The following is a 13,470-nucleotide window of genomic DNA, read 5'->3' as shown; positions in this document are numbered from 1 at the left end:
CTGTCGCCATTCAGATGGTCGGCATAGGCGCTGCCGATGACGCGCTCTATGCCTGACAGGCGGTCGCCCTGCGCCACGTCGCCGGATGACGCATTGCCGTCAAGGTTGACCGTGACCGCACCCTGCGCCGACGAATAGTCCGCCGTATCCAGGCCATCGCCGCCCTGCAGAGTGTCCGCGCCCATGCCGCCGATCAGCACATCGTCGCCAATCCCGCCGCTCAGGATATTGTCGCCCGCATCGCCTGTAAGCCGGTCGGCAAATGCCGAGCCAATCAGACGCTCAATGCCCGACAGTGTATCGCCCTGCGCATCGCCGCCAATGCCGATGCTGCCATCCAGCGCCACGGTGACGGCACTTGCGGAGGTGCTGTAATCGGCCGTGTCCTGGCCCTCGCCTCCCTGCAGGATGTCCGCGCCCGCGCCGCCCGACAATATGTCGTTGCCCGCCCGGCCTTCCAGCCGGTCGTCGCCCGCACCACCGATCAACCGGTCATCCAGCGTGGAGCCGATCACATGTTCAATGCTGATCAGCCTGTCGCCGTCCGCGTCGCCACCTTCCGAAATGCCGCCGTCCAACCGGACGGTGACGGCAAAGCGCGACAGGCTGTAATCCACCGCGTCATTGCCCGCGCCGCCGTCCAGCGTGTCCGCGCCGCCCAGGCCGAGCAATATGTCGTCGCCCGCACCGCCGCGCAGCGTGTCCGCACCCGCCGTGCCAATCAGCGTATCGTTGAAATTGGAGCCTTCCAGCCCCTCAATGCTGACGAACCGGTCGCCGACCGGATCGCCGCCGTTCAGGGTCGATCCGTCAAGCGCAACCTGCACGCCATTGGCCGACCCGGCATAGCTGGCGATGTCGAAACCGTCGCCGCCGTCGATCAGGTCGGCGCCCGCGCCGCCCTCGATCACATCGTCGCCCTGTCCGCCATGCAGCGTGTCCGCACCGGCGCTGCCGGTCAGGCGATCGGCGAAGTTGGAGCCGATCAAATTCTCGACATTGACGTAAGTGTCGCCCTGCGCGTCGCCGCCAATACCCGCGCGCCCGTCAAGATAAACGGTAACGCCAACATTGCTGTAGCTGAAATCGGCCGTGTCGATGCCCGCGCCGCCGTCGATATGGTCCGCGCCTGCGCCGCCGGTCAGCGTATTGTTTCCGGCATCGCCGACCAGCGTATCGGCATGGGCCGATCCCTGGATCGCCTCGATATTGCGCAGGACATCGCCCTGCGCGTCGCCGCCAACGCCCGCGCGCCCGTCCAGATAGGCGGTAACGCCCTGCGCCGAACCCGAATAGTCCGCAACGTCGAAGTCCGCGCCGCCGTCCAGAGAATCCGCACCCGCGCCACCGATCAGCCTGTCATTGCCGCCCGCGCCCTCCAGCGTGTCGGCCGCGGCCGATCCATGCAGAATGTCGTTCCGGCTGGTGCCGATGACATGCTCGATGCCGGTCAGGACATCGCCTTCGGCCTGGCCGCCCCGTGACGCCGTGCCGTCAAGGAATATCTCGACACCGGCGCTATCCCCCGCGGCAGCGCCATCGCGCGCATGGGTGTAGTCCACGGTGTCGAAGCCCGCACCGCCCTCGATACGATCCGCGCCAGCGCCGCCGTCAAAACTGTTGTTCCTGGCGTCGCCAGTCAGCGTATCGTTATAGGCCGACCCGATCAGCCCCTCGACATTGGCGTAGGTGTCGCCCCGCGCATATCCGCCACTGCCCGTGCCGGTGCCCAGATTTGCGTTCACGCCCGCATTGGACTGAACATAGCTTACAATGTCATTGCCATTGCCGCCATCGATCTGGTCCTCGCCCGCGCCCGCGATGATCCTGTCATTGCCGTCGCCAGCCGTGACGATGTTGCCGGGAGGATTGGAGTAAAGGACGTAGACCGGATCGCCGCTGACTGGATCAGTAACGACCATGTCGCTGGCGCTGGTGACGACCTTGATGCCGAAATGGGTGGAGACCTCGACGCTGTTCGTGCTGTTCTTGCCGTCGGTGGACAGGCCAAGCTGGACCGGCAGGAAAAATTCGTCCTGGAAGCCGCTGGAGGCAACCGCCTTCCCTTCGGCCGGCAGCGCGTAGATCAACTGCACGTCGAAGGAGAAATGCGACTGGTTGGCCGGCACCGGGACGGTGGCCCCGGTGGAGTCCGTCATCGTGGTGATCTTGGTGATGTTGCCTGCGTCCACCGTGACCAGCCAGCCCTTGTCGGTCAGGGTAGCATTCGCAACCGAATAGCCCTCCGGCAGCGACGGCAGCAGAATGGACATCAATGTCAGGCCCTTGGCCGGGACCATCGCCTCGACATGCAGGGTGCGCAGCGACGTGCCGGACGGCGCCTGGGCCGGATTGTCGGCATAGATGACATCATCGCCCGACGTGCCGTTGACGATCTCCTTGGCCGATTGCGCCGAATAGGCCGCGTCCCTGGATGATGTCGCGCCGCCGGTGGAGCCTTGGACGACTGTCTGGCCGTCCTGAGTGCCGGTCGTCACGCCTTCCTTGTTATACAGCGTGAAGGTCAGCTTCGGCACCAGCTTACCAATGCCTGCGGGGCCGATCGCGTCGTCCGGGCTAGGCTCCACGGCGCGCGCAGAAGGCGGACTGGACGGTGCGCTCGATGAGGACGGCGTGCTACTGATCTTTTCGGTCAGGCGCTTGGATTCCTGATCGAACTTGTGCTGATTCTCTTCCTTCTGGGCGGCCGCCTGCTGCGATTCCGCCGCGTCCTGCGGCTGGATCGCGCCGGACTGGTCCTTGTGGCCATCCGCCTTGGTGTCGTTCGCTTCGTCGGATGAGGCGGAGGACAGGCCGAGCTTGATCGGCGTCGTCTGCTCCTTGATCTCGCCAACGCTGTCGATCGCCTGCTGGGCGGAGATTTCCTTGTCGGTGAACACCAGTACCGGCTTGCGGCCGGAGAATACGGCCAGCGCCATGCCGGGGATGACGATCTTGCTGCCGTCCTCGAACACCAGCACAACGTCGATATCGACGATTTCGACCTTGAACGGCTTATAGGCGATTTCAAGCTTCGCCAGATCGTCGTCACCCAGTTGGATGACCTTGGCGGCGCCATAATTGGCGGAACCCTGCGCCACGATCGCGGCGTCCGTGGGCGCTCCTGCTTCGGCTTGCGGCGCGGCCTTGGCGGCATGGGCTGCCCGGTCCATATCCGGCACGGACTTTCCCCTGCCTGCCATGATGTTCTTGAACCAAGCCATTTTCGCGCAAAATCCCCAATCTTGGACGATCAGACTAGCCGCGCTTGTGTTTAGGAATGGTAAACGCCACGTTTACCTTGATGGCCCGGACCGGGGCCAGGCGGTCACTTGCCGCTGCGCGGCGCGGGCATGACGATCTGCGGCAGAGGCTCGCCACTGCTGACGAGATCGAACAGGCCGCCCAGTTTTTGGAGGACCCGGTATTCGCTCAGCATTTTGGCAGTGTTGTTGGCGATCTGGTTGGCGCGCGCAGCAAATAATATCTGCTGGCTGTCGAGCAGATCGAACACCGTCCGGCGGCCCTCGCGGAATTGCTGCGCATAGAGGTCGACGACCTTTTCGGATGACCCGATTTCGGCGTCGATCGTCGCCATCTTGGCCCGCGCGGCTTCCAGAGCATTGAAATCTATACGGATATCCTGCTCCACCTCCCGCCGGCGGCGGTCCAGTTCATAATCGGCTTCACGCAGGCGCGCGTTGATCCGGTTGCGGATGGCGATGTCCGCGCCGCCGTTGAAGAAGCTGTAGGTCAGCGTGACCATGGCGCGCGCATCGCGGTTGACGCCGGTCGCGCCCTGCACGTCATCCTTCCAGTTGCCCTGCGCCTGAAAACCGATGCGGGGGAAGAAGGTGCCGGTTTGGCTGGCGCGCTGACGATCCAGCGAACGGCGATCCTCAACCGCCTGCGCCATGCGCGGGCTGTGATCGTCGATCATCGCGACAGCCGCATCGGCCGACATCGGCAGAGACGATGCCGTCGGCGGCAGATCCACGGCGATGCCGGGCAGATGATTGGTCAGCCGGCGGTAGGATTCCCGCGCCTGCTCCAGCGCGCTCTTGCGGTCCAGCAGATCGGCTTGGACATTCTCCAGCCGGGCCTTGGCGCGGCTGACGTCCGCAGGCGTGGTCAGGCCCAGCTCGTTCTGGATCTTGACCATCTTCAGAATTTTTTCGTGGGCGGTGATCTGCTGCTCGGCCAGTTCAACCAGCTTCTGGTTCTGCAGCAGGGTCATATAGGATGTGGTGATGTCGAAGGAGATCGCCTCGATCCGTTCGCGTGTGCTCCACTGGGCGCTGCGATAGTCCGCCCGCGCCCGCTTGATGTCATTGATGGTCGTGCCGAAGTCCCAGAGATTCTGGCTGAGCGTCACAATGCCCTCGCCCCGGCGCAGCTTCGTGATGTCGCCCAGCGCGGGGTCGTTGAACTCGCCGCCAATCGCAACCGCCATGTCGAGATGCGGCATATAGCCCGCGCGCGCTTCATCGACGCCATATTTGGCGTCGTCCTGCCGCGCGAGGGCGATCTGGATTTCCGGGTTGCTCTTGAGCGCTTCGACAATCGCATTGCGCAGCGATTCCTGCGCACCCGGCGGCGGCACAGCCGCTGGCGTCATGGCGTCGGCGATGCTGGTTGGAACCGGCGCGCTTGACGCGGAGATATCCGCCTGAACCGGCGGGGCCTGCGCGGGATCGGCAACGGCGGCCATCGCCACCGGCTTGTCCTGAGCTTCCGGCGCAGCCGGGGCTGGCGCCGCAGCTTCGGGTGCGGCTGCAGGAGCCGCAGCAACCGGCGCGGGATCGGCCGCCGGAACAGCGGCAGGCGCGGCATCGGCCTGCGCAACACTGGTCGGAGCAACGCTGACTGGCGTGGCATCGACTGGCGCAACGCTGGCCTGCGCCATCGCTGGCGGAACCGGCGTTTCTACTTTTGCAGGATCGGCAGGAACAATCGCGGGTGCGGCGGCGGCCACCTGCACCGGAACGGCCGCAGGCGTCTCCGCATAGGGGTCGACCATCTCCAGCCAGGGAGCCGGGCGCAGACCTACGGCGTCGGCCAGAGGCTGACCGTTCGGCATCGGCCCTGCAGGCGCTGCCTCATAATAATAGCGGTCGGCTGCTCCCGCGACCGAATGCAGCAACAGGGGCGCACAGGCCGCCGCCGCCAGAATGTGGCGGGCGATGGTCGGTACGAACAGGCCCTTGCCCGTGCGAATCCGCATGTCCCCCAAAGAAAATCTCCTCGCAGCATGCCGAAGTCCGGCGCGCGTCCACACTGGATTGCGCCTGCGTGGTTAAAACGGAGTTAAGGATAAGCCGAAACGATTGCGCTTTTTGCGCGAAGATGGCTCAAACGGGCGCGCAACACATGCGCCGATATTGAAATTTACTGCCAACTTCCTGATTCAAGCCACTGTTCTAGCGCCTTAAAATGCAAAGGCTGCGTGAACGACGCTCTGAAATGATCGTCCCCCGCCTCAATCACCGTGGCCAGCCGTTCTTCCAGACCTTCGATGCCCACGGTAATGATTTGACCCGTCGTCACGCCTTCACATCCCTGCAGGATGGCGTCGCCCAGCGACACAGTGACCAGATGGCAGCGGCTGCGGCGATGATTGATCGTTACAAAGACGGACGCATCGCGCGCGAACCGGGGAAAAATGCCTGCCTCGGCGCTGACATCCGTCTGCGCATGATCGGTCAGGATCATCTCGCCGCTTGCATCCACCAGCTCTATGCCCGCCCGGAAATTCTCGCTCCAACGGACCACGCCGGCAACGCAGAAACCGGACCGCAACTGCACAGCGATATCCTCATTGACCGCCAGCGGCATGCGCGTGTCGATCATCATTCCGGTGTCAGAGAGATTGCGGATGCGGCAGAGCGCGCTGCGCCCTTCCTTGGCGATACCCGCATTGATCAGCACGGATACGACGCGATTGTCGCTCCGCCGGTCGGTTTCGACAGCCTGGGCGCTGTTTATGGGCGACATCTCTGTCATCGGCCGCGCCCCCGGATGATCTTTCCCGCCATCATGCCGCCTTCGTCCCGCCGTTGCTGATCGCGGTGTCCCCGACCAGTTCGGTCAGCATATCCTCGTCGATCGGCTCGTCGAAACGGATGCCGAAGCCTGCGGGCGTGGTGTTGACGATGCGCCCGAAAATCTCCTCGCTGCCCACGGTGAGGCATACGGGTACGTCGCGCCGCGCCATCAGATAGGCAAGCTTGGGCCTGAACTGCGCGCCGCCGCAGGAAAAGTCGGTCACCCGCCCCTCATAATTGATCATCCGGTCGATCACGATCAGCGTCGCGTCAAGCTGACAGGCGAAACGCGCCGTCGAGCGGCTGAATGCCGGTTTGCGGGAGAAGATACGGTGAAGGGAAATGCCCATGGTTCGATGCTCTCTCTTTCCGCCTCAGCCCTGACCCGCGCCCGTGCCAGTCGCGCGCGTCTCTCCCAGAGCGGGAGGCGTGGCGCGCGCATTGCGCTCCGCCTCGGATTCCTCTGCAAGGTCGAGCCGCCGCTTCAGCACGTCCAGTTCCAGCCGGGCGCCATGCAGCCCCGTCGCCGCCAGCGGATCGCCACTCTGGACCGCCTGCGCCGCTTCGGTCGCCTGCAACCGGTCGAGCAATGCCAGCAGGCGCGCCTGATTGCCCTCATTCTGGGAGATCATTTGCGCCAGCACATCCTGGTCGCTTTTCCTTCCGGCCTCGATGCGCTCGATGGACTCGCCCAGCGATTTCTCCACCGCCTTGGCAATCTGGCCCTGATTGATGCTGGTGCGGCGGATTTCCGCGCACAATTTCTTGCCGTCGCTCCGGCCCCCGCCGCCAAAGATGCGTGAAAACAGTCCGCCCTTTTCACCACGCAAAAGGGTCTGGCTGGTCAGAAGCACTGGCTCCTTTTCCAGCATCGCCGCCTGCAGCGCGACCATGCGCTCCATCTGCGCGTGCAACTGCGCACCATCCAGCGCGGCGCGGCGGTCAGTCATGGCGCTCATCGCCTCCAGCATCTGGCGGATCGCCATGCGGTCCCGCTCGGCCATGTTGAACAGGCCATGGAACTGGCTGACCATCATCGTCTGGTTCTGCGCAAGATCCTCCACCACACGGGCGATCGGCTCCAGCAGCGGCGTCGGATCGGTCACCTTGTCGACGGATTGCGAAAGACGGGTAACGCTATGCGCCATCTGATTGATGGCGTGCTGATTCTCGCCGGCGTTGCGGGTATTGCCCAGCACCGCCTCACGCAATTCGCGCAACTGCTTGCCGCCGAACTCCAGCGCGCGGATGACGCCGCTGAAATCGACATTCGCGCCGTTCGCCTGCGCCTCATGCGGGTTTTCCAGCGCCGCTAGGTTGGACAGCCAATGCTCGAACTCGTTGCGCAGCGTTTTCATCGCGCTGGTCATGCAGCGTTCGAACGCGCCCAGCACCATCGACGTCATAAGGCCGAACAGCGAGGAGCTGAAACCCACGGACATGCCGTTCAGCGGGCCTTTCATGCCCTCGATCAGCTTGCCGAAGCTGTCCGAACCGCCCGCGCCGGAGATATCCATGCCGCCGATCAGGTCACCCACCGAATGCACGGTTTTCATCAGGCCCATGAACGCGCCGAGCAGGCCCAGGAACACCATGAGGCCGGAGAAGTAGATGATCGTCGACTTGCGATCATTGATGCGCTGGTCGACGTCATGCAGCAGCGTCTGCACGGTATGGTTGGAAATATGCAGGGAGCCGGACTTGCCCAGCTCCTCTGTGATCATCCGGTATCCCTGGCCGAGCAGTTCCGGTTCCTGGAACACGATGGCGGGATGGCGATAGGGGTTGAGCGGCCGCTGTGATCGCGATCCATAGTCGACCTGCAGCGCTTTGAGCGCCAGCACCTCATTTTTCAGCGCGAACACATGGCGAAACGCCAGGAATGCGGCCAACCCAAAGGTCGCGAAGATGGACAGGTTCAGCGCCGCCTTCGCCTTGATGCCGGAGATGACGAATTCATGCGCATAAATGCCAAGGCCGATCAGGACGACCATGATCGTGGTCATCTTCAGCAGTTCGGACCGGATTTTCTTTTCCATCGTCGCGTTCTTTCGCTGCTCGGCTCAGGTCATCGGTTCAAGGATCAGGGCTTCAGGACGACGCGCACATTGTGCCCGTCCTTTGCCGAAGGGTCGGTCACCCGCACCTGCGTATTGACGTCGGACGGGTTGATGCCCGCCTTGATCAGAAGGTTGCGGGTCATCGCCGCGCGGTAGAAAGCCAGGCGCTGCGCCTCGGAAATCGAGGAAGCCTGCGGCGCGAACGACCAGATTTCATATTTCATGCCCGGACGCTGCTTGGACTTCAGGAAGTCGGTCACCTGCTTGGCGTTGGCATCGTCATAGCGGACAGCCATCGGTTCGAAATCGACGCGCAGCAGGACGTCGGCGGTCTTTACCTCCACGCCCTTGGTGTCGTCGGCATTTTCCATTGCCTTGACCGCAATCTTCATCGTGTCGGGCGTCTCGCGCGTGCGGATGGTCAGCTTTTCCGCGCCGTTGACGGGATCGGACTTCAGAATGGAGCCAAGTTCCGCCACCGAGCTGCCGGTTTCGGCGTCCGGTGAACGGATGGTCTGGTTCTGCTGCCCCGGCGCCCCGCCGGTCGCACCGCCAGCCGCGCCTGCGTCGGCGCTGTTCTCGCCCGTCTTGCCCAGCGCTTCCTTGGCTTCGATCTGCTTCTTGAAATGCTCCATCGTGCGCTGCGACAGCACCATGACGGCGGCGCTCATGATGACGAGCAGGAAGGTCACGACCATGATGACGGTCGTCAGCACGTCGACGAACGCCGGCCAGTGATTGACTTCCCCCTCTGACGATGCCCCTGCCACTTCATACCCCCGAAAACCGCGGAAAATCGCCCCGCGAAAAAACTGGTAAATGCCGTTTAAACCAAATTGTCCTAATCAAGCCCTAACGCCGTAACGATTAGGCTGCGCGCACGCCGGATTGCTGATTGCGCATCATTGCAATGATTTCCGCGCGCGGCCGGTCGGCGACGATCTTGCCCTCATCCAGCCAGATCACCCGGTCGACCAGATCGAGCAGCGCCATGCGGTGCGTCGCGACGATCAGCGTCTTGTCCCGCGCCGCCTCACGCAGCCCCTGGATCACGGATTGCTCACTGGCGATGTCCATCGAAGCGGTCGGCTCGTCGAGCAGCAGCACATTGGGGTCGCGCACCAGCGCGCGGGCCAGGATGACGGACTGGCGCTGACCGCCCGACAGCTTGCTGCCGCGCGGGCCGACCTTGCGGCCATAACCCTCGACGCTGCGGCTGACGAAGCCGTCAAGGCCCGACGCCATGATGGCGCGCTCGACAACCGCTTCCTCCGGTTCTTCCAGGCCGAGCAGGATATTTTCCCAGATCGACGTATCGAACAGGGCGGCATCCTGCGCGGAATAAACGATGCTCTGGCGCAGATGCGCGGCGGCATATTGGCTGGCGGCATGGCCGTCGACCGTCATCGCGCCCGCCTGCGGCTCGATCATCCCGGCCAGCAATTGCAGCAGCGTCGACTTGCCCGATCCGGATTTGCCGATCAGCGCGATCTTCTCGCCCGGCTGGAAGGAAACGCTAAGGTCCTTCAGGCTCGGCGCCGCGCCCTCCGCATAGGTGAAGGCGACATTCTGCAGCCGGATATCGCCATTGACCGCCCGGCGCTTGATCGACGGATCGGAAACGTCGCGTTCCGGCTCCATCGCCAGCAGTTTGGAGAGGCCCGCAAATTGCGACAGGCTCTGATAGCCCTTGGAAATCATGGAAATAGCGGACGATACCGGCACCATAGCCCGGCCGGTCAGCATGGTGACGGCGATCATCGCGCCGGTCGTCATCACATTGTCCTTGATCTGAAACACGCCGATGACGACGACCATGACCGTCACCATCTGTACGATCAGCCCGGCCATCGATCCGGGCAGTTCGTTCCACTTGCGCGCGGACTGGGAGCTCATGCCGATATGGTCGGACACGATATCCCACTGGCGCAGGAAGCGCCCTTCGGCCTGATTGGCCTTGATGGTGGTCAGCCCCTCGGTCACATCAACGACGAGGTTATTGCGCGCCTGCATCAGCTTGGACGCGCGCTTGCTGCTGAGCTTCAGCGCATAGCTGGCGACGAAGCCGACCATGACCAGCGCCGCCGCGCCCACCACGGGTCCAGCGACCGTCCAGCCGCCGATCAGCATGATCAGCGCCACATAGGCGAAGAAATAGGGCACATCGACCAGGAAGGTGACGATCGCCTGCGGCACCAGCAGCGCCAGCGCCTCGACATCGCGCAGCGCCGTCATCAGGCCGCCGACGGTATTTTCCGACTTGCCGGTGCGGCCATGCAGGAACGACGTCATCGCGCGATGCTGGATCGCCTGCCCCACGCGCACGCCGATGGCGTCGACATAGCTGCCGCGCACATGTTTGAAGGTGAACTCAAACAGCAGCACCAGCACCACGCCCGCCGATAGCGCCCAGAGCGATTCAATGGCGAGGTTCGGCACCACCCGGTCGTAGATGGCGCGCATATAAAGCGGGATCGCAAGACCGCAGAGGTTGAGCAGCGCCGCCGCCAGCAGAAGCTGCCCCAGCCGCTTGCGTTCGCTCAGGAACACGCCGACCAGCCACAGGCGGGGATTGCGGCGGACGAAGGATCGCTCCTCCTCCATGCCAAGCCCATTGGCGGGATCGACATGACCGCACACCAGTATCTCGGCGGCGATCACCGGCTGCAGCACGGCGGCCGGGATCATCTTGTCCCCTTCCGCATCCGCCATGACCAGCGCGCCGTCCGCCTTGACGTCGACGATCAGCACTGCGCCGCCCTCGACAAGCGCCAGCGCGGGCAGTTCATGCTTTTCCATCGTGGCCAGGCTGCGGCTGTCCCAGCGCGCATCGATATCCGCGCGGGCCATCGCCAGCGGCGCGAATTTGGGGTCCATATCGCCATTGGCGGCGGGCAGCGCGGCGACCAGCATATCGCGGGACGCGGGCTTGCCGCACCGGGCGCTCAGCCTTTCCAGCGCAATCACGAAGGGCAGCGGATAGACCGCCCCGCCCCATGCCTGCGCTGCCTCAGCCGCTTTGTGCGCGCGCCTGCCATAGCTGACGCGCGACAGCTTGGTGCCAATCCGGCCGACCAGGCTGACGCCCGCTTCCTGCTGTGAAACCTGCATAATAGGAACAATCCCCATTGGTCCGATCAAAGCATTAAGCATTTTTAAGGATAATGATTGGTAAACGCGGCTTCAGATTTTTTGGGGACCGTCACATGAACTTCAGCGCCATAAGGGACCGGATCATTCGCGCGGCAGGCGGCGAAAGCCTGTTTCAGGACGTTTCGGCCAAGGAAATGGCGTCCGCTTTTGCGGGCAATGTGAAGATCGCCAGCGCCCCGGTTGACGGCATAGCGCCATGGAGCGCCCGGATCAGGACAGACAAGTCCCACCGCACGCTCAAGATTCTGGCGACACTGGTCGTCGCCTTCCTGATGTGGGCGGTGTTCTTTCAGGTGGACAAGGTCACGCGCGGCGGCGGCCGGGTCCTCCCCTCGGTCCAGAATCAGGTGGTCCAGCATCTTGAGGGCGGCATTGTGAAGCAATTGCTGGTCCAGGAGGGCGAGCGCGTCCGCAAGGGACAGGTGCTGATGCGCGTCACCAACCAGACGACCATCGCCGATTTCCAGAACGCCCGGACCGATGTCGTGGCCAAGCGGATCGCCCTCGCGCGCATGGACGCGGAAGTCAGCGGTACGGGCAGCTTCACCGTGCCGGACGAACTGCGCGACGCCGCGCCGGAAATCGCGGCTTCCGAAGAAGCGCTTTTCTATTCCACCCGTAACCAGCGCGGCCAGGAAACCGGCATTATCGACGAACAGGCCCGCGCCCGCCGCGCGGAAATCGGCACGCTGCAGTCGCGCCTTACCAATCTGCGCGGCGAGGAACGGCTGATGATCACCCAGCTCGACAAGCTGCAGCGCGCCTATGACGCCGAAGCGATTTCGGAGCGCGAGGTGCTGGACAAGAAAGCGATGCTGCTCGCCCTGCGCACCAAGATCGCGGACGTGCAGAACCAGATCCCGGAATCCATGGCGCAGCTCAGCGAAACCTCCGCCCGCCGTGGCGAGGTGTTCACCAAGTCGATCCAGGAGACGAAGGCGAAGGCCGCCGAACTGCGGCTGGAACTGTCCAAGGCCGACGAAAATCTGGGCGCCTATAGCGACAAGGAATCCCGCGAGGAAATCCGCGCGCCGATGGATGGCGTCGTCAACAAACTCTACGTCCAGACCGTGGGCGGCGTCGTGCGCGGCGGCGAACCGCTGGTCGAGATCGTGCCGGTCGACAAGGTCGTCATGGTCGAGGCCCGCGTGATGCCCAAGGACCGCGGCAACATCTGGCCCGGCCTTCCCGCCACCATCAAGATCTCCGCCTATGACTCCGCCATCTATGGCGGGCTGGACGGCAAGGTGATCGACGTGTCGCCCGACGTCATCCAGGACCAGAAAGGCGAAAGCTATTACCGCGTCCGCCTGCGCGCCGACACGACCAAGTTCGGCGCGGACAAGCCGGTGATCCCCGGCATGACCGCGGAAGTGAACATCAAGTCCGGTCGCCAGTCGATCATGGACTATATCCTCGGCCCGCTGATCCGCATCCGCGACAGCGCCATGCGGGAATAGGGGCTGGCCCCGGCAGATCGGCAGACAAGCGGCCGCCGGATGATCTCCGGCGGCCTTTTTGCGATCGGGCATGAAGTTCACTGGCGGGCGATTGCCGCCTTGTGAGCGAGAATATTGCGGACTCCTGCTCGATTTGGGGAGCGAAGTTGCGGAAGTTGCGGGTTGTGAGCGGTTTTGGCCGGAACGTCGCATGTAGGTCGCACATACGTCCCAGTTGCGTCGCACCGGTACGCTGGCGGGATCATCGACGTCGCGCCTTGCGCGGCGAGTGGGGCATTGTGTTCCATGCGGTGAAGTAGATCACACGCTCCGGCATGTAGGACAGGCGTTTGGCCGGAAGCGGACTCCCCCCGTTCGGGCTGAGCTTGTCCAAGTCCTGTCCTTTCCTAAAAAGAAAAGCAGCCCTTCGACAAGCTCAGGGCGAACGGGTTGTTACGACCAAAAGTGCAAAGTCCCACTCTGCTATTGACCGTCATCCCGGCGAAAGCCGGGACCCATATCTCCCCCTTGCCAGCCGCCTGCCGAAGGCGAGATGGGTCCCGGCTTTCGCCGGGATGACGGATAACAGTGCCATGTTTCGACCAAGAGCGACCTCACCTTCCGTTCGCCCTGAGCTTGTCGAAGCCTGTCCTGAGCGCCTGCCTTGCAGGCAGTCGAAGGGGGCTGCACTTCTTCTCAAGAACAGGACGGGGCTTCGACAAGCTCAGCCCGAACGGATCAAGGAGGAGCAGTCAGACCGCTAACCACCCCCTT

Annotated in this window: 8 protein-coding genes; 1 reads left to right on the top strand and 7 read right to left on the bottom strand. The window is 63.5% G+C overall.

What is annotated here, in order from left to right:
• From BHQ40_RS21880 to BHQ40_RS21850, 7 genes are all read right to left on the bottom strand, one after another.
• The coding region (locus BHQ40_RS21880) for a beta strand repeat-containing protein (RefSeq protein WP_290438448.1) at positions 1 to 3,224 on the bottom strand (3,224 nt) is incomplete at its 3' end.
• A 104-nt stretch (positions 3,225 to 3,328) separates the two neighbouring features.
• Positions 3,329 to 5,224, bottom strand: coding sequence for a TolC family outer membrane protein (locus BHQ40_RS21875; RefSeq protein WP_070157916.1), 1,896 nt, complete (start codon positions 5,222 to 5,224; stop codon positions 3,329 to 3,331).
• 164 nt (positions 5,225 to 5,388) lie between these two features.
• Entirely contained in the window at positions 5,389 to 6,003 is a 615-nt protein-coding gene (locus BHQ40_RS21870; RefSeq protein ID WP_070157915.1) for a PilZ domain-containing protein, read from the bottom strand.
• 31 nt (positions 6,004 to 6,034) lie between these two features.
• The gene (locus tag BHQ40_RS21865) at positions 6,035 to 6,394 is read right to left on the bottom strand and encodes a PilZ domain-containing protein (protein WP_070157914.1); all 360 of its coding nucleotides are present in this window, start codon (positions 6,392 to 6,394) and stop codon (positions 6,035 to 6,037) included.
• Positions 6,395 to 6,418: 24 nt separating this feature from the next.
• Positions 6,419 to 8,083, bottom strand: a complete 1,665-nt coding sequence (locus BHQ40_RS21860; RefSeq protein WP_070157913.1) for a hypothetical protein — start codon at positions 8,081 to 8,083, stop codon at positions 6,419 to 6,421.
• Positions 8,084 to 8,127: 44 nt separating this feature from the next.
• Positions 8,128 to 8,874, bottom strand: a complete 747-nt coding sequence (locus tag BHQ40_RS21855) for a hypothetical protein (RefSeq protein WP_070157912.1) — start codon at positions 8,872 to 8,874, stop codon at positions 8,128 to 8,130.
• Between the two features lie 97 nt (positions 8,875 to 8,971).
• Positions 8,972 to 11,215, bottom strand: a complete 2,244-nt coding sequence (locus BHQ40_RS21850; protein WP_070157911.1) for an ATP-binding cassette domain-containing protein — start codon at positions 11,213 to 11,215, stop codon at positions 8,972 to 8,974.
• Between the two features lie 95 nt (positions 11,216 to 11,310).
• Here BHQ40_RS21850 and BHQ40_RS21845 point away from each other — a divergent pair, with 95 nt between their 5' ends.
• On the top strand, positions 11,311 to 12,717 hold the full coding sequence (locus BHQ40_RS21845) for an HlyD family type I secretion periplasmic adaptor subunit (RefSeq protein WP_070157910.1): 1,407 nt from the start codon (positions 11,311 to 11,313) through the stop codon (positions 12,715 to 12,717).
• Positions 12,718 to 13,470 lie beyond the last annotated feature (753 nt).

The sequence above is a fragment of the Sphingobium phenoxybenzoativorans genome, assembly GCF_001757355.1.
Classification (GTDB): Bacteria; Pseudomonadota; Alphaproteobacteria; order Sphingomonadales; family Sphingomonadaceae; genus Sphingobium; species Sphingobium phenoxybenzoativorans.
The sequence above is the reverse complement of the archived record's forward strand: the minus strand, read 5'-3'. Positions and strand labels throughout refer to the sequence as shown.